At 54.1% G+C, this 22910-nt stretch carries 14 protein-coding genes and 1 pseudogene; 6 read left to right on the top strand and 9 right to left on the bottom strand.

Going from position 1 to position 22910, the window contains the following annotated elements:
• Nucleotides 1-367: 367 nt before the first annotated feature.
• The 8 genes from L1D47_RS16645 to L1D47_RS16680 all read right to left on the bottom strand — a co-directional run bounded on the left by L1D47_RS16645 (nt 368) and on the right by L1D47_RS16680 (nt 12519).
• A complete protein-coding gene (locus tag L1D47_RS16645; protein ID WP_239886107.1) occupies nt 368-1003 on the bottom strand; it encodes a hypothetical protein in 636 nt (211 codons plus the stop codon).
• 175 nt (nt 1004-1178) lie between these two features.
• Nucleotides 1179-1745, bottom strand: coding sequence for a hypothetical protein (locus L1D47_RS16650; RefSeq protein WP_239886108.1), 567 nt, complete (start codon nt 1743-1745; stop codon nt 1179-1181).
• A gap of 1103 nt (nt 1746-2848) precedes the next feature.
• Nucleotides 2849-5065 (bottom strand): PAS domain-containing protein, encoded by a 2217-nt coding sequence (locus tag L1D47_RS16655; protein ID WP_239886109.1) that lies wholly within the window; start codon nt 5063-5065, stop codon nt 2849-2851.
• Between the two features lie 84 nt (nt 5066-5149).
• Entirely contained in the window at nt 5150-5752 is a 603-nt protein-coding gene (locus L1D47_RS16660) for a TatD family nuclease-associated radical SAM protein (RefSeq protein WP_239886110.1), read from the bottom strand.
• Between the two features lie 150 nt (nt 5753-5902).
• Nucleotides 5903-9040 (bottom strand): efflux RND transporter permease subunit, encoded by a 3138-nt coding sequence (locus L1D47_RS16665; protein WP_239886111.1) that lies wholly within the window; start codon nt 9038-9040, stop codon nt 5903-5905.
• Complete coding sequence (locus tag L1D47_RS16670) at nt 9040-10254, bottom strand: efflux RND transporter periplasmic adaptor subunit (protein WP_239886119.1); 1215 nt, start codon at nt 10252-10254, stop codon at nt 9040-9042. The genes L1D47_RS16665 and L1D47_RS16670 overlap by 1 nt, the downstream gene beginning before the upstream one ends.
• A gap of 235 nt (nt 10255-10489) precedes the next feature.
• Nucleotides 10490-11710 (bottom strand): ATP-dependent RNA helicase SrmB, encoded by a 1221-nt coding sequence (gene srmB, locus L1D47_RS16675; protein WP_041508543.1) that lies wholly within the window; start codon nt 11708-11710, stop codon nt 10490-10492.
• Between the two features lie 89 nt (nt 11711-11799).
• Complete coding sequence (locus L1D47_RS16680) at nt 11800-12519, bottom strand: methyltransferase (protein ID WP_239886112.1); 720 nt, start codon at nt 12517-12519, stop codon at nt 11800-11802.
• Between the two features lie 457 nt (nt 12520-12976).
• On the opposite strand from L1D47_RS16680, the gene brnQ reads away from it, so the two are divergent.
• From brnQ to recJ, 4 genes are all read left to right on the top strand, one after another.
• Nucleotides 12977-14308, top strand: a complete 1332-nt coding sequence (gene brnQ / locus L1D47_RS16685; protein ID WP_239886113.1) for a branched-chain amino acid transport system II carrier protein — start codon at nt 12977-12979, stop codon at nt 14306-14308.
• Between the two features lie 82 nt (nt 14309-14390).
• A complete protein-coding gene (gene xerD, locus L1D47_RS16690; RefSeq protein WP_239886114.1) occupies nt 14391-15302 on the top strand; it encodes a site-specific tyrosine recombinase XerD in 912 nt (303 codons plus the stop codon).
• Nucleotides 15303-15521: 219 nt separating this feature from the next.
• Complete coding sequence (gene dsbC / locus L1D47_RS16695) at nt 15522-16247, top strand: bifunctional protein-disulfide isomerase/oxidoreductase DsbC (RefSeq protein WP_239886115.1); 726 nt, start codon at nt 15522-15524, stop codon at nt 16245-16247.
• A gap of 118 nt (nt 16248-16365) precedes the next feature.
• The gene (gene recJ / locus L1D47_RS16700) at nt 16366-18111 is read left to right on the top strand and encodes a single-stranded-DNA-specific exonuclease RecJ (protein ID WP_239886116.1); all 1746 of its coding nucleotides are present in this window, start codon (nt 16366-16368) and stop codon (nt 18109-18111) included.
• A 694-nt stretch (nt 18112-18805) separates the two neighbouring features.
• On the opposite strand, the gene L1D47_RS16705 is transcribed toward recJ, so the two are convergent.
• Nucleotides 18806-19795, bottom strand: a complete 990-nt coding sequence (locus L1D47_RS16705) for a class 1 fructose-bisphosphatase (RefSeq protein WP_239886117.1) — start codon at nt 19793-19795, stop codon at nt 18806-18808.
• Between the two features lie 203 nt (nt 19796-19998).
• Here L1D47_RS16705 and L1D47_RS16710 point away from each other — a divergent pair, with 203 nt between their 5' ends.
• The gene (locus L1D47_RS16710; protein ID WP_239886118.1) at nt 19999-22251 is read left to right on the top strand and encodes a S9 family peptidase; all 2253 of its coding nucleotides are present in this window, start codon (nt 19999-20001) and stop codon (nt 22249-22251) included.
• A 315-nt stretch (nt 22252-22566) separates the two neighbouring features.
• Nucleotides 22567-22910, top strand: a pseudogene (locus tag L1D47_RS16715) (IS4 family transposase); the annotation flags it as partial.

Consider the following 22910-nt stretch of genomic DNA (forward strand, 5'->3'; position numbering starts at 1 on the left):
CATATAACGCACCTTGAATGGATTCACATACGTTCATCATACTGACTACCTAGCACTTACCCGAATTGTGGTTTTCAGGAGGAACGTCCTCTCACGATTCTTTTCCCACTCAGCCTAACGGCCAAGTTTCGTTACATTGTCCGAGCCGCTGCTTTATTCAGGCTCGTAGGTTCATCTGGTGATACAGATGGTTCACTCGTTAAGCGGTGAACAACGCTTCATACGACCTCAGGTCGCACGGACAGAAATCAGTTAGCGCAAAGGCTCTTAAAGCAAAAAGTCTCATTAGGAAATGTATTGCGATACCGAGATGGTAATACTTTAAATACCAACGCAACGATGCTGTGTTGGTATTTGATGGCTTACGCTAATCTAAACGTTGACCTCGTAAAAAAGTCATTGTTTTTGTATAGCCTCCAAGATCTATGTCAAATGTTTCTGCACCATCATAGGGCCAATGATATCCACGTATAGTAATCTTATTTCCAGACCTCATTTGTGAATCTAAACTTTCGTTCAAAGGCAAGCAGCCATTAACATTTGTTTCGATTAAATCATTATTATCGACTCTAATCATTCCTTTCTTTTTAGGATAGTTATGACCAGAAATGCATAATATCTCTTCATCTTTATCTGATATATTTAACCACAGATAGATATTGCTATTTAATTTCATTTCTCCAAAATCTTTCGAAATCTTATACGCTTTTCTCGAAACGGTAATAACCTGTTTGTCAGTCATCTCATCATTCTTTATGTGAAATGACCATGAGTTTTTAAATACACTATTTACATCTGCATTTTCTCGATCGTACCTGCAAGAGAAACTCTTACAGCTTTCTGTAACCTTTGGATCAAACCGTTTTGCGACCGAACCTGAACCATCTGAGTATAGATGACCGACATATCGACCAAAATCGAATATTTTAACTTCCTCTGTAACCCCGAACTGGGGAAATGTAATGATTATAAAATAAAAAATACCTTTAACTTGTTGTTTCAAATCACAGCTCCTAATGTATCATATTCTACTGTTTTGCAAGTCTTTTCATGAATATAAGCCTTAGGCTTTCCCTAAAAATGTGTTCATGCTTTCTATCGCTATAATCAATTTTTCTCAACTTATCTAAGCATCTGCCTAATCTTGCTAACGTTAATATTAGGCAACTTGAATTTAGTTATTGATCAATTTTCCATATTTCATTACCACCAATTCCATAAAAGAAATTCTCTTTAAATTTAAATGGCTCTATTTTGGTTACTCCAATTAAATCGAGTAGTTGGCTTGGTAGTACTGGTTTGCATTTGCTGTTTGATCTTTTAATGGCGTTGATAAATTTTTTATCGACTGTCAAAAAATAATCAATATTATTAACTTCTCCAGTCCACAAATGGAAAGCATCAATATATTGTTCGTCTTTTTGCAGCATTCGACACATTTCTTGATATCTTGAAATATTTTTGAGATTATTTATCATACATTCAGGCAGTGTTTTGGACTGTATTAAATTCAACGCACTATCTTCAATACCTTTTGTATTTAGCCACTTGCAAAATTTTACAACGTTGCTGGTATTAAGGTAGTGAGTCAATTGTGATTGAAAGAAATAAGACCTTTCTATTGCTGGTTCGACCTCTCTCATTTCATAGCTAGGAAACAAATTACCTAGGGAAGGTGCGAACAAGTCGTCGCACAGCTCTGGCTTTGATAGCAGCGACAGTTCAAGGCATTCAACTGAGGGCATGCCGAGGCCTGCTGAAGTTGAATAACGCCGAAATGGTGTTGCTATCAAAGCCCCGCAGGGCGAGGCTTACAGCGGTATTTGCTGCGTTACAGTTCTTGCGAAGGACTAGGGCCATTCGCTGCAAACTGTGCCTAGCATCTATCCACTTTAAGCACACGCAGAGCAAGCTCTGTATGCAGACAACTCACCACAATTAATCAGTTTTGATATAGTTGGTAACAGATCAAACTCATCCCTCAACCAATTACTGGGCTTGCCTACTGGTGGTTTTCTAACATAACCAATAACACCATCTATTTTCGTGGGCATCATTATGTTTCCGAAGGTAACAATATTTTGATCAATTAGTACGGATGCCATTGTTTATCCCTGATACTATCTATGCCAGCGTAGTTAGTAAATAATACTAACATTGAAGATAACTCATTGAACTGTATACATATAAACCTAACTGATGGTTGGGTATCCATCGTAAATATGTGCATGAACACAAAAGAATAGCAGGTACGACTGCATAGACTACACAAAACCATTTCACATTAGTTTTCTATAATCATATCCTTATTAACTGTATTTACAGTTATGAACAGTGTGACTGATTTTGGGGCAAAAATAACCCAGCCTTTAGATTCGCTACTCGCGCCAAATACCGCCAAATCGAAGAGGCGTTGGATATCCAGTGTAAACACGATTTTGGCCTTCGAAATCTGGGCCAAAAATGTTCCCGACATTTTTTGGCATTCCCTCCATCCGTGGAGGTCAGATAATTTCGCAGAGCCCACAGGGATGTGCTCGAACAACCTCCCTGTTTAAAGGCCAGTTCGGCATCCATGCCTCTCGTTCGTTAGCATGAAGCAGTGCTTCACTCACCGTGCCAAAATAGTGTTTGCACGATCCCCGCCGGACAGGTGATAGATTGCCATGAAGGTACGACCTTCAACTCGCATCCCAACAACAAACTCGGTAGACGCTACAGCAGCGAAATGTGAACAAACAAGCCCGCCGGACAGGCGCTAGGTTGCCATGAAGGTACGACCTTCAATGCCCCAACCAAGTGACCACTCAGCCAGCGGCCACCACACTAAAGGGTAAACGGCAAAAACCTAGTTTTGCCTTGTAAACGCCTGGCAAATATTCTGCTCGCCTATCTGCTTGGCGCGCTTGAGCGCCACCTCGGCATTACTCAGGTACTGCTCCAGGTTCTGGCCCGTCTGGTAGCTGGCGATCCCCATGCAGATCCCCGTACCCAGGCCGATCTCGTTGAGGCCATTTAACGACTTCACCGCGAAATGGTGGGCATCGTCCGAGTTGGTGTCGGGCAGGATGACGATCAGCTTGCCCAGCTGCCAATGGGACATCTGGTAGTTGACCGGCAGGGTTCTGAGGATATGGATCTCCACCTCGCGCTGACGATTCTCCAGCTGACCTATGTCGCTCATGTGGCTCAGCATGCTCTCGGCGGTGATGTCGATCAGCAGCAGGCTGGAGTGCTCACGGCTGGTGGCACTGAGGGACTTAAAGTAGTCATCCAGATCCCTGAGGTTGACTAAGATGGCGCTGCGGTGAGGGATGAAGTCGCCCGAGTCCTGCAGCAGGGCGCGCTTCTGCGCCTGCTCCAGGGTACAGACGATATGTTCTATCTCACCGGCGGCGTCGAGGTGGCCCTTGAGGGTCGCCTGCAGACAGGTATTCTCCTTGCTGTTGGGGTCACAGAGGATCTGCCCCTTCCAGTTGCCCTGCAGCAAGATCTGCTGGGTGATCCTCGGCCACTGGGAGCTGAGATCGTTGTTGAGCAGCTCGGTGAGGTTCTTGCCCTGAATATCATGGATGGAGACCAGCTGCATGAAGGCCTGGTTGGCCAGCTCCAGCATGCCGTTGGCCTGCACCAGGGCGCAGGGGATGGCATTGTCGTTCAATAGCTCGTTGAGCTTGGCCTGATGCTGGGCCTTTCTGAGCTGAGACACATCCTCGAAGGTCACCAGATAATATTTCTCCTGGCGACTGCGACGCGGCGAGCTGGTGACAGTGATCGCTAGATGACTGCCGCCTGGCGAGTCGAAGTCGATGACTCCCTGCCACTTGTTGTTGGCCTCCAGCTGGGCGGCTACTTCGGCGTACTGCTCGTTCTCAAACTGCAAGATGCGTTGCAGGTTTCGATCCTGCAGCTCATCCAGGGGCAGACACAATAGCTCGGCGGCCTTCTCGTTGGCGGTCATCACCCGGTTCTTGTCGTTGATGATCACGCAGCCGATATCCTGGTGGAACAGGCGGTGAGCCAGCTCTATGCTGTATTCCCGCGAGCGCTGACCTATGCGGTAGGAGTGGCTCAGCAGGATCAGCGCCAGTGCCAGCAGGGTGAGTACCACGGCACCGACGATTAAGATGTTGCGCCACTCGGAGAACAGCTCGGCGATGGCGTCGTTGCGCACATAGGAGACCAGGTAGTATTCCCGGCGCGTCTCATACTGAGTGGTCAGCTCTATCTTGAGGTAGACGAAGGTGGCGTCGTCGCCATGGAATTGGCCGAAGTTGCTCATGGCCATCTTGCGCCATAGCGCCGGATAGGTCTGACGCAGGCTGCCGCCCATGGTATCCGGGATGCGGTTGATGGTCGGCTTGCTCTCGGCGCCGGCGTACAGCAGCCCCTGGGTGTCGAGCATTAGCAGCGGCGACTCGGCGCTGGAGTAGGCGGGCTTGATGCTCTTTAGCATGCGAGTCATCGACTGATAGGTCAGCAGGTAGCCGCGCACGCTCTGGTCGGGATTCTCAAGCCAGGCCAGCTGATAGAGGTAAGGCTCCAGCTTGCCCTTGATGGGGGTAAATTCCAGCGGCGAGGTGTAGACCTCGTTGCCGCCCATGTTGCGCGCTCCGCCCAGCAGCGAGGGTGGTAGCGGGTCACGGCTAAAGTCGTTGGTGGTGGAGAATTTATACTTGCCCTGGGGATCGAACAGGGCGATATCGAGCAGCTCGGGAATGTTGCGTATCATCACCTCCCAGCTTTCCTGTAGCTTGCGCTGACGCACCTCGCTGGGGATGGTCAGGTAGCGCTTGAGCAGTTCATCGTTGGCAAACATCTGGGTACGAAACTGCTGGAAGGAGACCTTGTCGGCGATCAGGGTGCCGACAGATTGCAGCTCGCTGTATCTCTGGGTCGCCCAATCTTCCTGCAGGCGGCGCTCGCCCAGGGTGATGATGACGTTAGTGAGAAGCAAGACGCTGATCAGCAAGATGATGATCTGGGTGACCACCGAGAAGATGCGTTGCGCAGACCAGTGCAGGCCCTGTCCGGCGATCAGTTGTGGTTGTTTCTGCGTCAGCATTGCAAGCGGTGTTTCCCGAGTGATTTTGCGGCTATGTTAGCATGATTTTCGCCGCAGAACACAGTCGGTTACAAACCGGCAACGCTAGCCGACGACCCCAAGTTTTCTGTGTTTAAATTCAGCCTTGGCCTCACTGACCAGCTCACGGCAGCGGTCGATATCCACACCTTGCAAGCCCTCGATGGCAGACACCTGCACCTGCTCTATATAGCTTGGTGCTTGGCGGATAAAGTCCCACAACGCCTGATAAGCCCCCTTGAGCTTAGGCTGACAGTGTGTGAGATAGGCCGCCTCGGTATCGGCGTTGAGGGAGATAGAGAGGGCGTCGACCACCTGGGACAGCTCAGGCAGTATGTTGCGCCGGTGAAACAGGTTACCCAGGCCGTCGGTGTTGACTCGAACCCGGCCGCCGCGGCGCTTTATTTCCCGCGCCACCTCGAGCAGGGTGACTAGGTTGAGTGTCGGCTCGCCATAGCCGCAGAACACATATTCGTCGAACTGACTGACCTCGCCAAGCAAAGGGATGATCTCCTCGCTCTTGGGTTGATGGTCGAGATCCAGCTGATACTCATGCACCTGCTTGCTGCCGTTATGCTTGGGGCAGAACAGGCAGCGCAGGGTGCAACGCCCTGTGATGTTAAGGTAGCGGCTGTTGCGAATATCGTAGACTAAGGTGGACTGGCTCATGGCTCTCACGGGTAAGCTGTGGTGAACAAGCCCTTGGTAAGGCGGCTCGTAAAGGTGATGGCACGAGTCTACCGCGTTTGACGCGGCGAAAACGTCAGCTGGATCAAAAAGGGAGGCTTAGCCTCCCTTTGAATGTATCTCCACTGTCAATCAGGACTGTTCACCTTCGATGCGATAGCTGCGGGGTTGCCACCACCAACGGAAGAGGCGTCTGATATCGTTGAGAATGATATAGAGCACGGGGACCAGTACCAGGGTCACCACAGTCGAGAAGAGGATACCGAAGGCCAGCGAGGTGGCCATGGGGATCACTATCTGCGCCTGCAGGCTGCGCTCTAAGATGATAGGCACCAGGCCGACGAAGGTGGTCATAGAGGTGAGGATGATCGCGCGAAAACGATAACAACCTGCGTCTATGGCCGCCTCTTTCAGCGGCAAGCCCTGGGCTCGGGCGCGGTTGACGAAGTCCACCAGGATCAGCGAGTCGTTCACCACCACCCCGGCCAGCGCCACGATACCACACAGGCTGAGGACGCTCATGGAGAGTCCCAGGATGAAGTGGCCGAACAGGGCGCCGATGATGCCAAAGGGGATCACCGACATGATGATCAGCGGCTGGCTGTAGGACTTGAGTGGAATCGCCATCAGCGCATAGATGGTGAACATGGCAAAGAAGAAGCCCTGAATAAGGCCTATCATGGCGCTCTGTTCATCGGCGCTGCCACCATCGAGTGTGGTGGATATGTGGCGATACTTGCTCTGGAGATAAGGCAGGAAATCCTTCTGGATCTCACCAACCACCTTAGAGGGCTCGACCACGTTCTTGTTGGCGTTGGCGACCACGGTGATGGCGCGGCGGCCATCTACACGGGTGATCGACGAGTAAGAGTCGCCCAGCTCGATATTGGCTACGCTAGAGAAGGGCACAGAGGTGCCTTGGGGCGTGCGGATCATCATGTTTTCCAGATGCCCCAGGGTGCGGCGCTGCTCGAGCGGATAGCGCACCATCACCTTGACCTCTTCCTTGTTGCGCAAAATACGCTGGGCCTCATAGCCGTAGAAGCCGTAACGCACCTGGCTGGCCAAGTCCGACAGGGTCAGCCCCAGGGCCTCGGCCTCGGGTTTGATCGCCAGGCGGATCTCGTGGCTACCCGAGGAGTAGTTATCCGAGATGTCATACACCCCCTCGTAGGTGCGCAGCTTCTGTTTCAGCTCGTCGGCGGCCTGGGAGAGCTGCTCCAGGTCGCTCGAGGTGAGCCTGAAGGAGATATCGCCACCGGCGTCGTTGGTGCTGGCGTTGATGTTGAGCTTCTTCACCGAGATCAGCTCCGGCAGCGCCTTGCGCCAGGCATCGGCGATGGTGACACCGTCCACGTCCCTGTCTTCACCCTTGGTCAGCTCGGCGAAGATAAAGGCCGAGGTGCGCGACCCCATGTTGATGAAGCTGTGTTTCACCACAGGATAGCCGTAGTCGTCTTCCATCTGATCGTTCATCACATAGAGGGCGTTCTCGATCTCCTTGACCACCTTGAGGGTGTTGGCCTCAGAGCTGCCCACATCCATCTCCAATCTCACCTGAATGAAGTCGGACGGGATATCGGGGAAGAAGACCCAGCGCACCTTACCGCTGGCGACCAAAGCCACCGAGAGGATGAGCACGCCCACGAAGGTGGCGACCACATTGTATCTGTGCTCGATACAGTGGCCGATGAAGGTGCGGTAGTTATGATGGATAAAGTGTTGCACCTTGTTGTTAAGCGCCATCTTAGTGCGCACAAATCGGTTGGGATTAGGATTCGGGCGGCGCGGCTTAAGGTGTGCCAGGTGCGCCGGCAGGATAAGCTTTGACTCCACCAGTGAGAAGGCGAGACAGAGGATCACCACTAGGCCAATCGATTTCCAGATGATCGCCATGGGGCCGGACACCATGAGCATGGGGATGAAGGCGGCTATGGTGGTCAGAACGCCGAAGGTGGCGGGCATGGCGACCTTGTGGGCGCCCTTGATCACATTGTCCAGCGAGTGGCCGTGGCGCTCGATCTCGGTATAGGCGCTCTCGCCGATGACGATGGCGTCATCCACCACTATCCCCAGCACCAGAATAAAGGCGAACAGGGTCAGCATGTTGATCGACAGCGAGAAGGGCTCCAGCGGCATGATCAGCATGGCGCCGAGGAAACAGACAGGCAGACCCAACATTACCCAGAAGGCCAGACGCAATTCGAGGAACAGCGCCAGTATGATAAACACCAACAAAGCACCGTAGAACATGTTCGACAGCATCATGTTGAGACGACCCTTGAGGTAGTGGGTCAAGTCGCCCCAGGTATCCAGTTGAGTGGTTGCCGGCAGGGTGGCTCGGCGCTCCTCCACATAGGCCTTCACCTGGGAGGAGATATCCAGCGCGTTCTGATCGTCGACGCTCAGCACCTCGATGATGGCCGCGGGCTTGCCGTTGAAACGGGTATATTCCAGACGTTCCTCGAAGTCGTCGCGTATGTTGGCCACCTCGGGAAGCATGATGCGGCTGCCATCTTTACGTGTCTTGATTACTATCTTGGCAAAGTCATCGCCCGTGTAGGCCTGGCCCTTGGTGCGCAACAGTATGTCGCCATCCTCGGCGCGAATCGAGCCGCCGGGCAGGTCGATGGAGGAGTTACGCACCGCTATGGCCACCTCGGCGAAGCTCAGGCCGTACTCGCGTAGCTTGTCTTCCGATACTTCTATGCCTATCTCATAGTCGCGCACACCTGTGACCTGGGCACGGGTAACGGCGGGCAGAGCGGTGATCTCCTTGCGTATGCTCTTGGCCAGCTCCTTCATCTCGTGCAGGTTCATGTCGCCATACACAGAGACCCAGATGACGTTGTTTTCCGGCTTGATACGGAAGATGTTGGGCTTTTCGATATTGTCGGGGAAGGTGGCGATGGCGTCGATGCGTAGCTTGGCCTCGTCGAGGATATCCTGGGCATCGAAACCGTCTTCAACTTCGATGGTGACATTACCCGCGCCTTCGCTGGCGACCGAGGTCACCTTCTTGATGCCGCTGATATCCTGGATCGCCTCTTCGATCTTGATGTTGATCCCTTCTTCGATCTCCTGGGGAGCTGCGCCGGGATAAGCCACGGAAATTTGCAAATAGTTCAGCTCGAAGGAGGGAAAGATCTCCTTGTTGATCAGCAAGGTGCTGAACAGGCCGCCGATCAACAGCGCAAACATCAAGAGGTTGGCCGCCACGCTGTTGCGGGCAAACCAGGCGATAATGCCTTTGTGGGTATTGGTCTCCATTACTGCTCACCTGCTGCCACTAAGGTCTGCTGTTCATCTTCCTCTTTGTCCTTGCTCTGGGACTTGTCCTCTTCGCCGATCACCTTCACCAGCTGGCCGGTGGCCATGTTGTTGATGGTGGTGAGCGAGATGCGCTCGCCATCTTCCAGGCTGTCCTTGATATAGACGTTTTCAATATCGCTGCGTACTACCTTGACCTCACGCATTTCTAGCGTATTGTCGTCACGAACTACGGCGACCTGATGATCCCTGACGATGTAGCGAGGCAGCTTGACTATCCTTTCGACCGTGCGCCCCTTGATGATGGCGTTAACGAAGCTGCCATATTTCAGCGGCAACTGACCTGCATCCTTATTCTGTCTGAGGTAAGGGTCTTTGACCTCGGCCACCAGATAGACCATGCGGTTGTCGGCGTCGATCACCCCTTCGCTGCGCACTATCTTGCCTGTCCAGTTCACTGTGCGGCCCGCCAACTCGGCGCTGAGGGTCACCTGGGTGTCTGGGTTGTCGATAGACTCCAGGTAGGCCAGTTCATGGTTGGCCAGTGGCAGGCGGATCTCGGCGATGCGGGTGTCGTACAGTTCACCCAGGTTAGTGCCCAGGGTGACATATTGGCCCAGATCTACGTTGCGAGACTTGATGATGCCGTCAAATGGTGCGCGTATGGTGGTGCGCTCCAGGTTGCGCTGGGCACGCGCCAGGGCTGCCTCGGCAAATTTGACGTTGGCTTGCTCCTTCTTGAGTTGAGGCACACGCAGGCCCAGCTCAGGCGGTACGCCGCCGTCATAACCTTTCCAGTCGTTCTTGGCCACCTCGCCGCGGGCGATCTCCTCGTCCAGTGCGGCCTTGGCCTGAGCCAGGGTAGCCTGAGCCTGCATCAGATCCGCCTCGTAATCTGAGGGCTCGATCTGCGCCAGCATATCACCGCGTTTGACTATGCCACCAGCGACAAACTTGTCCGAGATGGTCAGCATGCGTCCCTGCACCTCTGTGACCAGTTGGGTCTTGTTCTTGGGGAGCACCACGCCGTAGGAGGGCAGGTTGAGTGAGACGGTCTCACTCTTTACCTGCATCACATCCACTATGGGGACGGGCATCTCTTCCGCTTTCTGCTCAGGGGCTTCCTGAGTGCTTATCAAGAGTGCGGCAAATAGACCGAAGACGATCAGGATAAGGATGGGCGGGAAAACTCTTCGTAGGATAATTTTTATCATTGACTTCATGCTATTCCGTGCTGAGCTAATGCCCTATAAATTACCAGAGTCTACTCGGTGCGCAAAAGTCTTTTTGTAAATAAATTGTGTCAAATTTACTCTGTTAAACCAATTTAACATATTGAAAATCAAGTGAAGCTGGTGATGTTTGCTATCGACTTGTTAATTTTTCATAAAAAAGCGCCCCCTGGGGGACGCTTCATTGTCGAGATGGTAGACATGAGTCCAATAGTGCTTAGCGTTTCTTCTTGCCCTTCTTGGGGCTCTTCTTGTCGCTGCTCTTCACCTTCTTCTTGGTGGGCACCTTAGCTTCCTTATGCTTAGGGCGCAGCGAGTCGATCACCCGGCGTTTCAGCGGCTGCTCGATATAGCGTTCAATCTTGGCCACCACGCGCATGTCGTGGGCCTCCACCAGTGAGATGGCGGTGCCCTTGTTACCGGCGCGGCCGGTGCGACCTATGCGGTGCACATAGGTGTCGGCCGAGCGCGGCATGTCGAAGTTGATCACATGGGTGATGCCGTCGATGTCTATGCCCCGTGCCGCCACGTCTGTGGCCAGCAGCACGTTAACCTCACCCTTGGTGAAGCGTCCCAGCGCCTGAAAACGCGCCTTCTGTTCCATGTCGCCGCGCATGAAGGCGCAGTGGATACCGGCCTGCTGCAGCTGACCTTCCAGGCTGGCCACGACCTCACGGGTCTTGACGAAGACGATGGCGCGGCTCACCTCTTCACGCTTGAGGATGTCGCACAGTAGGGCGAACTTATGATCCTTATCGTCGGCAAGGTGCATCCATTGGTGGATCTTGGCCTTCTCGCTGCGCGGTGGCTTGGTCTCTATGGTGACGGGATTGGTCAGCAGCATCTCGGCGAAGCGGCTCACGCCACCGCCTTCCAGGGTGGCCGAGAACAGCATGTTGTGCTTGCGCTGCTGCGCCTCGATGGCGATGGACTGTACCGCCGACGAGAAGCCCATGTCCAGCATGCGGTCGGCTTCGTCGATCACTAAGATCTCTACCGACTGGGCGTCGAAGAGTTGCTTGTCCAGGTACTCCATCAGACGGCCGGGTGTGGCCACCAGAATGTCGATATTTTCCTTGAGCGCCTGCTCCTGAGGACCATAAGGTACGCCGCCGGTGATGATGGCAATATCCAGTCCCAGGCCGGTGGCCAGGTGAGAGGCGTATCTGTGTACCTGACTCGCCAGCTCACGGGTAGGCGTGAGGATCAGCACGCGCGCATGGCCCGAGTAGCGGCGCGGGAAGTCCAGCAGGTGTTGCAGCGCCGGTAACAGGAAGCTGGCGGTCTTGCCGGTTCCTGTCGGTGCCCGCGCCAGGATATCTTTATGCTCCAGGGCTAGGGGGATCGTCTGTTGCTGGATGGTCGTCGGGGCAAGATGGCCCATGGCCTTGAGCGACTCGAGCAGGGTGTCGTCAAGGTGGAAATCTTCAAATTGCATGCGCTGCGTCTCTCTAAATAATAGCGCGGCATTATACACCCAAACCTGAGTAAAGTGCGAGGCCGCTTGCCTCGCGTCATCGCCGCGCCTTAGAGCTTGAGATAGAAGGCCTGGGTCAGGGCGACCATCGCCTCGCTGTACTCCCCTGAGGCCGTGCGTATGCTGAGGCTTTCTGTCTTCACCTCTGTGCTCGGCGCGCCGTGGCTCAGGCATAGCAGGTGGCGCTGAGGTGCCTTGGTCGGGGTAGTGGTGATATCGACCCTGGCCTGGAGCGCCAACTCGCATTGGGGGAGCAGCGACAGGAATCTGTCCAGGCTGGCAGCGGGCAGGATCAGGCTCGCCTGGCCCTGTGGGGTGAGCAGGTGCTTGATGGCCGTTAGCAGGTCTGCGAATGCCAGGCTGTCTGTGTGTCTGGCCTGGGCGCGCTTGTCGCATTGGGCTTGGGGACCGTTATCGAAATAGGGCGGGTTGCAGAGGATATGATCAAACTGAGCCTGATCCTGCGCCTGAGCAAGGGGGTACCATTCCAGCAGATCCGCCTGGGTTAGCGAGATGCGATTGCGCCAGGGGCTCTGGTCGATATTATGCTGACAGTCCCTGGCCGCCATGGGGTCTATCTCCAGCGCCCGTATGCAGGCCTCGCTACGCTGGGCCGCCATCAGGCTCAGCAGACCACTGCCCGCGCCGATATCCAGTATGGTTTTTGCCTGAGTAAGTGGGGCCCAGGCGCCGAGCAGGACGCCATCTGTGCTGACGGGCATGCCGCAGTGGCTGTCATCGACGTGAAATTGCTTGAAGGTAAAGGGCATGGTCTGACGTTTGGGGATAGAAACTCTTGGGGCGCATTGTACGTGATTGCGCCAAGGGCAGAAAGTCCGCTGTTACAGGGGCGCAAAACAGTGAATCTTGCTAGGGCCAAATGTTGCCTGGTGTGACGGGTGAAAACAGGGTGTGGCGAGATTGTTAAATTTACGCTCTCACTTGCGTCGATCTGCCGCCCTGATCTTGTGTCTCATTAACCTTTTTGCTAATAGTAGGTCTTCCTGTCAGGGCTGAAAGCCTTGATTTGAGCCAGGTAAGCCAGTTTGAATGCATTTTTAGCGTTAGTTAATCCTGCTGTCGTTCAAGAAGTAGCCAAGAATGGGCTAGATTTACCACGGAGACGTGTAATAAGAGGTTTACACGCAATGAAGGTCGCGGTCATTAGCCGATAATTTCCACTAAGCGATTAAGATCATTATACAAAGCAGATTAACGGGGCGTTGTGTGCAGAATAATAAATTGAGTATGACGGATACATTGGGCTTAGGTTTTATGACCTTTGCCTTCTTCTTGGGGGCGGGTAACCTGATCTTCCCGCCACTGGCCGGATTCCTTGCCGGTGAGAATATGTCTTGGGCCATGATTGGCTTCCTGCTGACGGCGGTGACCCTGCCGCTGATCACCCTGATCGCCGTGGCGAAGGCCAATGGCAAGGTGATGGGCCTACTGCCGCCGCTGGTCGCGACCATGCTGGCGGTCGCCATCTATATCATCATAGGCCCGGCTTTTGCGGCGCCCCGCGCCGGTCTCGTCGCCTATGAGATGGGTTACAAGCCCTTCATCGAAAATGCCGAGGCGAGTTTTGAACTTGCCGGTGTGGTCTTCACCAGCTCACAACTCCTCTACACCAGCATCTTCTTCGGTATCGCCATGCTGTTATCGCTGTTTCCCGGTAAACTGCTGGACAGCGTGGGCAAGGTGCTGACCCCTATCATGATCATCCTATTGATGGGCCTGGCGCTCTCTGTGGTGATCCTGCCGGGCGCCGAGGTGGCGCCAGCCGTAGGCGATTATCAGGTGAACCCATTAACCAAGGGGATCATCGAAGGCTATAACACCATGGATACTCTGGCGTCGCTGATCTTCGGCATGCTGATCATCGATCTGCTGCGTAAGAAGGGCGTGGATTCGCCAAGAGAGCAGACCAAGTATCTGGTGCGTGCGGCCTTTATCGCCGCTGGTGGCCTGGCGTTTGTTTATATCTCGCTGTTCTATCTGGGCGCGACCGCCGGTGACCTGGCCGTGGGTGCCGATAACGGCGGGGTGATCCTGACCAACTATGTGAATCATCAGTTTGGTGCCTCGGGCCAGCTATTGCTGGCGGCCGTAGTGACCCTGGCCTGTCTGACTACGGTTGTTGGCCTGGTGTCTGCCTGCGCCGAATACTTCAACGAGCTGATGCCTCGCCTCTCTTATAAGCTACTGGTGGTGGTGATGAGTGTGACCTGCGCCGTGGTGGCGAACGTAGGCCTGGCGCAGCTGATCAGCATCAGCATCCCTGTGCTGGTCACCATCTACCCGGTAGCCATCGCCCTGGTGGCTGTGACTTACTTGACCGAGCGCTTCGCTCAGCCGGCCTTTGCCCACCGCATGGTGCTGAGCGTGGCCCTGGTGTTTGGCATCATCGACGGCCTCAAGGCTGCGGGTGTCGACATGAGCGTGTTCGATGTGATGCCACTGTCGGCTCAAGGTATGGCCTGGTTACTGCCGACGGCAATTACCATTTTTGCCTGCTTAGTGGTCAAACGCCAGAGCGGCGAGGCGGTACTCAATTGATGTCGTTTACGCCCATAGCGTAAGATAACGGTGTTAACTTTGAGAGTTAGCACCGTTTTTTTATCTGATAAGGAAGTGTTGCATGTCGGCTCAAGCTCAAGCCCATCATCTGGATCCTCTCATCGAGCCCTTTCTCGATGAGCTCTGGGCCGCCAAGGGGCTGAGCGATCACACGCTGCAGGCCTATCGTAGCGATCTGAGCCACTTCGATCGCTACCTTCAAAAGCAGCGCTCCAGCCTGTTGTCGGCCAGTCAGGCCGAGGTGCGGAACTACTTGGCTCAAAGGGTCGAACAGGGTTTTGCCAAGACCAGCAGCGCCAGGTTGCTCAGTAGCCTGAAGCGCTTCTATAAATACCTGCTGGCGAAGAAGCTGATCGAGGTCGACCCCATGGCGATGATCAAGCCGCCCAAGCTGGCACGAAAGCTCCCCGACGCCCTGAGCGAGGCAGATGTGGATCGCCTGCTCAACGAGCCCAATCGGGAAGATCCCGTCGAGGCCAGGGACCGCGCCATGCTGGAGCTGCTCTATGCCAGTGGCCTGCGGGTGTCTGAGCTGGTGGGGCTGACGCTGGATCAGATGAGCCTGAGACAAGGCGTGGTGCGTATCGTCGGTAAGGGCAGCAAGGAGCGTCTGGTGCCCTTTGGCGAGCAGGCGGGCGCCGAGATAGAAGATTATCTCAAGGCGGCCAGGTTCGAGCTGCTCAAGGGTAAGGCCAGCGATGTGGTGTTTCCCTCAAAGCGGGGCAACATGATGACCCGCCAGACCTTCTGGCACAGGATTAAGTTATACGCCCAGCGCGCCGGTATCTATGTGCATCTGTCGCCCCATACCCTGAGGCATGCCTTTGCGACTCACCTGCTCAATCATGGCGCGGACTTACGTGTGGTGCAGCTACTGCTTGGCCATAGCGACCTGTCGACGACCCAGATCTACACCCATGTGGCTAAGGCCAGATTGGCGCAGCTGCATCAACAACATCACCCCAGAGGCTGATCTGAATCAGAGAAATGCCCCATGAATGCGCTAAAGTGTGGCGGCCATTGCGATTATTCGTTTGCTTTAGCGACCGTGAGCATGTAACTTTTCTGCCTCAAGGCCGGTCTATAAAAATGACATATTGGTCATAGCAAGTTTTAGTAACAATTTAGGTTGGAATACCGGCAGCCTAATTTGCTTTAATGCTATTAGCCCTAACACCCTATAGGAATTCTAATGAAGTTTACCCGAGCGCTCACCTTAGTTGTTGCCATGGTGGCCATGCCCCTGATGGCGGCATCGAATAACGTGGTCGACAATGGCGACCAGTTGAAGCAGAAATTAACAGACACCTTAGGCGTAGAGGTACAAAGCCTGAGTCAGTCTTCTATTCCAGGCTTGTATGAGGCGATCACTAACCGTGGCGTACTCTATATCAGTAAAGATGGCAGCAAGCTGTTGCACGGCAATCTGTATGATCTCGATAATGGCATGAAGAACCTGACCGAGGCCGCCCTGGCTGGCCCGCGTATGGAGGCGATCAAGCCGTTCGAGCCGAACATGCTGGTCTACAAGGCCAAGAACGAGAAGCATGTGGTCACCGTATTTACCGATATCACCTGTGGTTACTGCCGCAAGCTGCACAACCAGATTGATCAGTACAACGATTTAGGCATCACTGTGCGTTACCTGGCCTTCCCGCGTCAGGGTATACCATCGAAGAATGCTACCGATATGGAAGCCGTATGGTGCTCGGCGGATCCGCTTAAGGCACTAACCGATGCCAAGGCGGGCAAGCAGATCAGCGGCGCCAAGTGTGACGCCAAGATCGCCCAGCAATATAACCTGGGTCAGAGCCTGGGCGTAAATGGCACACCTGCCATTATCCTGGAAGACGGCACCATGATCCCGGGTTATCAGCCGCCCGAGCAGCTGATCCAGGTGCTGGATCGCGTCCAATAACTCGCTAACGCGTGAAACAAGGTGAGCCACGGCTCACCTTTTTTTGCCCATCTTTTGCTGTGTGTTCAGCGCTGGCTTTGTTATGCTAGCGGCAAGATTTTTAAAGGTTGTTTGAGTCGTGATCCATAAGATAGTGCGCCGCCCCAAGGTAGATGACAGCCATCTGCCGAGTCATCTTTCTCCCATCCTAAAACAAGTCTATGCCAGCCGAGGCTGCACCACGAGCGACTGCGAGTTGGCACTGGCTAATCTGCTGCGCCCCGACACGCTAAAGGATGTGGATAAGGCCGCGGCCATCATCGCCGACGCCATGGCCAAACAGCAATCGATACTGATCGTCGGTGACTTCGATGCCGATGGCGCTACATCCACTAGTGTCTGCCTGCTAGCCCTGAGGATGATGGGGGCGACCAATGTGGACTACCTCATTCCTAACCGTTTCGATTACGGCTATGGCCTCAGCCCTGAGATAGTGCATGTGGCGCAGCAGATGGGAGCCGAGCTGCTGATCACGGTAGATAATGGCATCTCTTCTATCGAGGGCGTTGCGGCGGCCAAGGCGCTGGGGATGCAGGTGGTGATCACTGACCATCACCTGCCGGGCAAAAGCGTGCCCGAGGCCGACGCGATAGTGAACCCTAACCAACTGGGTTGTGGCTTTGCCAGTAAGGCGATCGCCGGGGTTGGGGTGGCTTTCTATCTCATGTCGGCCCTGCGCGCCGAGCTGCGCAGTCGCGCCTGGTATCAGGCCCAAGGCATACAAGAGCCCAATCTCGCCAGTCTGCTTGATGTAGTTGCCCTGGGCACTGTGGCGGACGTGGTGTCGCTCGACACCAACAACCGTATCTTGGTGGACGCCGGGCTCAAGCGGGTGCGGGCGGGGCGTTGTCGCCCAGGGATCACCGCGCTCCTCGAGGTCGCCAAGCGCAACACCTCACGCATCGTGGCCTCAGATTTTGGTTTCGCGGTCGGCCCTAGGCTGAACGCCGCCGGGCGCCTGGATGAGATGGCACTTGGAGTCGAGACCTTATTGTGTGACGACATGATGCGGGCGCGGCGCATGGCCAGCGAGCTGGACGGGCTCAACGCCGAGCGGCGCGAGCTGGAAACCGGCATGCAGCAGGAGGCGTTAAAACGTCTGGAGAGTCTGTCGCTTGATGAGAGTGAACTGCCCTGGGGCATCGCCCTCTATCAGCAGGACTGGCATCAGGGGGTGATAGGTATCCTGGCGTCGCGTATCAAGGACAGATACCACAGGCCGGTGATCGCCTTTGCCGAGGCGGGGGAAGGCGAGATCAAGGGCTCGGCGCGCTCCATCAAGGGCTCGGCGCGCTCCATCAAGGGCCTGCATATGCGCGACCTGCTTGAGCTGATCAACGCCCGTCATCCCGGGATGATCATCAAGTTTGGCGGTCATGCCATGGCGGCGGGCCTGTCGCTGCACGCCGGAGAGTTCGAGCGTTTCGCCAAGGCCTATGATGAGGCGGTGCGCGAACTGTTAGCGCCAGAACAACTTACCGGCGAGATCGTCAGCGACGGTGAGCTGAGCCCGGCCCAGCTCAACATGGCACTGGCCAGAGAGCTTCGCAGCGCCGGCCCCTGGGGACAGAATTTCCCCGAGCCGATATTCGATGGTGTGTTTCGTATCCTGCAGCAGCGGATCGTCGGCGAGCGTCACCTCAAGTTAGTGCTCGAGAGCGAGTGCGGCCAGACCATGGTGGATGCTATCGCCTTCAACGTGGATCTCGCCACCTGGCCAGATGCCACCATCCAATACGCCGAGGTTGCCTACAAGCTGGATATCAATGAGTTTCGTGGCAACGAAAGTCTGCAGCTGATGGTGGAGCAGATCGAACCCAAGTAGCCTTGATGTCTATGATGGGGGAATGTGATTGGCTTTAACCTAGGGAAGGTGCGAACAAGTCGTCGCACAGCTCTGGCTTTGATAGCAGCGACAGTTCAAGGCATTCAACTGAGGGCATGCCGAGGCCTGCTGAAGTTGAATAACGCCGAAATGGTGTTGCTATCAAAGCCCCGCAGGGCGAGGCTTACAGCGGTATTTGCTGCGTTACAGTTCTTGCGAAGGACTAGGGCCATTCGCTGCAAACTGTGCCTAGCATCTATCCACTTTAAGCACACGCAGAGCAAGCACGCACAGCTCTGGCTTTGATAGCAGCGACAGTTCAAGGCATTCAACTGAGGGCATGCCGAGGCCTGCTGAAGTTGAATAACGCCGAAATGGTGTTGCTATCAAAGCCCCGCAGGGCGAGGCTTACAGCGGTATTTGCTGCGTTACAGTTCTTGCGAAGGACTAGGGCCATTCGCTGCAAACTGTGCCTAGCATCTATCCACTTTAAGCACACGCAGAGCAAGCAGGGGACTTATTCGCACCTTCCCTAGGATAGGCTCAATGGTGAAGTACGCACTTAACAAATTTTTTATGCCAGTTTGAGTGTGGTTGATAGCGTCTATGATGTTGGCATTTAAAACAAGCCATGATGAGTAATAAAAAAGTCGCCTGTTGGCGACTTTTTTACTTTTTAAAGAAGCAGACTAGCTTACAGGCTTGGCTCTTCGCTGTAATCCTGACCATGGTATTCCAGGCAAGCATCGACTTCGTTGGCCGAGCCTAAGATCACAGCGACGCGCTGGTGGATCTCGCTTGGCTGAATGTCCATGATGGTTTCATAACCGGTAGAGGCCTTGCCGCCCGCCTGCTCGACTAGGAAAGACATAGGGTTGGCTTCGTACATCAGACGTAGCTTGTATGGCTTCTCTGGGTTCTTGTTGTCGGTGGGGTAGGTGAACAGGCCGCCGCGTGATAGTACGCGGTGCACGTCGCCAACCATGGCCGCTATCCAGCGCATGTTGAATGATTTCTCGCGTGGACCGATTTTGCCAAGCAGCAGATCGGCGATATAGGTCTGCATCGGTGCTTCCCAGAAACGCTGGTTAGACATGTTGATGGCAAATTCACTCGTGTCCTTGCTGATGGACATGGCGTCGTTGGTCAGCAGGTACTCGTTGGTCTCAGGGTTGAGGGTAAATAGCTGTACACCTTGCCCAGTCGTGAGTGCCAGCATGGTCGATGGGCCGTATAGCACATAACCTGCGGCGACTTGTTGGCGCCCCGGCTGCAAGAAGCTCTGCTCGCTTAGCTCACCCTGAGGAGCCGGCAGTACCGAGAAGATGGTGCCCACCAGTGAGTTGATGTCGATGTTTGACGAACCATCTAACGGGTCGAAACAAACCAGGAAATCGCCACTCTGACCTACCTCGACGATATGATCTTCCTCTTCAGATGCCAGGCCACGTACCGTGCTGTCGGCGGTTAAGGCTTCTTTGAGCATGTCGTTGGTGATCACGTCGAGCTTCTTCTGGGTTTCGCCTTGAACGTTTTCCTGTTCGGTGGCGCCCAGCACGCCTGCAAGGGCGCCGTGACGCACCGCGTGGCTGATGGCTTTGGAGGTATCGGCCAGCGTGGTTAACAGCTGGGCTAGCGGAGCTTGAATTCCTTGTGAACTAAGGTGTTGTGCCAGAGTTTGCATGTTATTTCCTATGACAAATGGGAGCTAGGCTCGCACTGGAGGTCAGATCTTGTTTATCTTGTTATGCGGGCGATTCTACCCCAGATGAATCATTTTTTCAGCGGCAATTTAGGTCGGCTGGATCGCGGTTTTCGTTTTGGGTCACTTTAGGGCACAATGGCAGCCTGCAATTTGACCTAACTGTTTTCTATCCGGACATAATAATGACTAAAAAATGGATAAGTTCAGCCTTAATGGCGGTGCCTATGTTTTTATCTCATGCGGTAAGTGCGTCACAGCCCCAACTTGTACAGCCACTTGGCGGCAACGAGCCCCTTACTATCGAAAGGCTCTATGCCTCGCCAGCGTTGGCGGGGAGTAGCCCTAGGGGATTAAAGCTGTCGCCTGACGGTACTCGGGTGACCTATCTGGCGGGGCGCGCGGAAGATCAACACTTCTATGATCTCTGGCAGATGGAGGTGGCAACGGGTAAACAGAGCCTGCTGCTCGATGCCGACAAGTTAAAAAGTGCCGAACTGTCCGACGAGGAGAAGGCGCGGCGTGAGCGTCAGCGCATCTATGGTCAGGGAATTATGGAATATTTCTGGTCTGATGATAGCCAGGCCTTGCTCATTCCAGCCTCGGGGGCGCTCTATTACTACTCTCTGAGTGACAACAAGGTGACGCCGCTACCGGTAGGTGAGGGCTTTACCACGGATGCCAAGCTGTCGCCTAAGGGGCATTATGTCTCTTTCGTTAGAGATCAAAACCTCTATGTATTCGATCTGAAAACCCAGAAGCTCACCGCCATGACCACAGACGGGGGCGGCGCCATCAAGAACGGCATGGCCGAGTTTGTCGCTCAGGAAGAGATGGACAGAATGACGGGTTACTGGTGGGCGCCGGATGAGTCGGCCATCGCCTTTACCCGTATTGACGAGTCCGGTGTAGAGCTGGTGACCCGCAACGAGATCTATGCCGACGGTATCAAGCTGACCGAGCAGCGTTACCCTTACGCGGGTAAGAACAACGTGGTCATCGACTTGGGCGTGGTGACGCTGGCCGATAAAAAGGTGCGCTGGGTCGACTTGGGGGAAGATAAGGATATCTACCTGCCGAGAGTGAAATGGTTGCCAGACAGCCTGCAGCTCTCTTTTCAGTGGCAGAGCCGGGATCAGAAAACCTTAGATCTGCGTATTGTCGATCTACGCAGCCAGGATGCCCCCATGACCATGATCCGCGAGGAGAGTGGCGCCTGGGTGAATCTGAATAACGACCTATATTTCCTCAAAAAATCACCGCAGATGCTGTGGGCATCGGAGCGCGATGGCTTTAACCATCTGTATCTGTTCGATCAACAGGGACGACTGCTTAAGCGGTTGACTAAGGGCGACTGGGCGGTAGATGAGCTGGTGCATGTGGATGAGCAGGAAGGCTGGGTCTATTTTACCGGCCGCAAGGCGAGTGTGGTCGAGCAGCATCTGTTTCGCGTGCCACTCAAGGGCGGCAAGATTGAGCAGCTGAGCAAGCGTAGCGGCATGCACGCGCCAGTATTTGCCGACAATCAGGCGATCTATCTGGATTACTTCAGCAGCCTAGCGCAGCCGCCGCAGATCAGCTTGCACGACGAGCAGGGCAAGCGTCTGGCCTGGGTGGAGCAGAACAAGGTGGATAAGGCGCACCCTCTCTATCCTTACTTTGGTCAGTGGCAATTGCCCGAGTTTGGCCAGATAAAGGCAGAAGACGGTCAGGCGCTGCAATATCGTCTGTTTAAGCCGACGCAATTTGATGCCAACAAGCAATACCCCGTGGTGGTGCGCGTCTACGGCGGGCCCCATGCCCAGCTGGTGGTGAATAGCTGGAGCGAGCACGATTACTTTACCCAGTATCTGCTACAACAGGGCTTCATCGTGTTCCAGCTGGATAACCGTGGCTCTGCCCATCGTGGTACCAAGTTCGAACAGGTGATCTATAAACATCTGGGCGAGGCCGAGGTGAACGATCAGAAAGCGGGCGTCGACTACCTGCGTAGCCTGAGCTATGTGGATGGCAATAACATCGCCATCTATGGCCATAGCTATGGCGGCTACATGGCCCTGATGAGCCTGTTTAAGGCGCCGGATCATTTTAAGGCGGCGATTTCAGGCGCGCCTGTGACCGACTGGTCTCTGTATGACACTCACTACACAGAGCGTTATCTATCGCATCCAGAGACCAATGCGGACGGCTACGCGGCCAGCAGTGTATTGCCGTACGTTAAGGGCTATCAGTCTGGTTTGCTTATGTACCACGGCATGGCCGACGACAACGTGTTATTCGAAAACAGTACTCGGGTCTACAAGGCGCTGCAGGATGAGGGCAAGCTGTTTCAGATGATCGATTATCCCGGCTCTAAGCACTCGATGCGCGGTGAGAAGGTGCGTACTCATCTGTACCGTTCACTGGCCGATTTCCTCGAGAAGCAGCTGAAACACTAAGCTCTCCGCGCTAAGCCTTAGCGTAAAATAAAGCCCTGTTGCTTATCGAAAGTAACAGGGCTTTTTGTTGGGGGACTTAGAACTAAATATAGATAGTTTGGTTATGAGTAAATCTATTTACTACATTTCCCTTGTTTTGCCATCTTTAATTTAGAGACTTCTTCTTTGCCTTTTTCCTCGTCCACAAGCTCTAAACCTGCTCCACCCTGAGGAATCCCCTGATAACTTTGAGATAAATCATGAGATTAGAGTGAACTTACACCTTGGAATGTGATCTGATTAAGCGCAAACAAAAACCAATCACGGACTTCCAAGGTGCAAGCGTTAACTATCTTACATCAATCTCTCTATCAACATTGCCCAGAAATTCACCAAAAGCGTCTAAATACCCTCATGGTTGCTTGCCAGGCCCTCATTGATTCAGACCGTCTTACATTGACCGCTTTAGGTCGTCATATTGATGGAACTCATGCGCAAACCAAACATTCGATTAAGCGTATCGACAGGTTGCTCGGCAACCATCATCTTCATCACGAGAGACTAGCGGTCTACCAATGGCATGCTAAGTGGTTACTGACACAGCACACCATGCCCATTGTTTTGGTGGATTGGTCTGATATGCGTGAAGGGCGCGAACTCATTGCCCTGAGGGCCTCTAT

It is taken from the genome of Shewanella sp. Isolate7 (assembly GCF_022398425.1).
Lineage (GTDB): Bacteria > Pseudomonadota > Gammaproteobacteria > Enterobacterales > Shewanellaceae > Shewanella.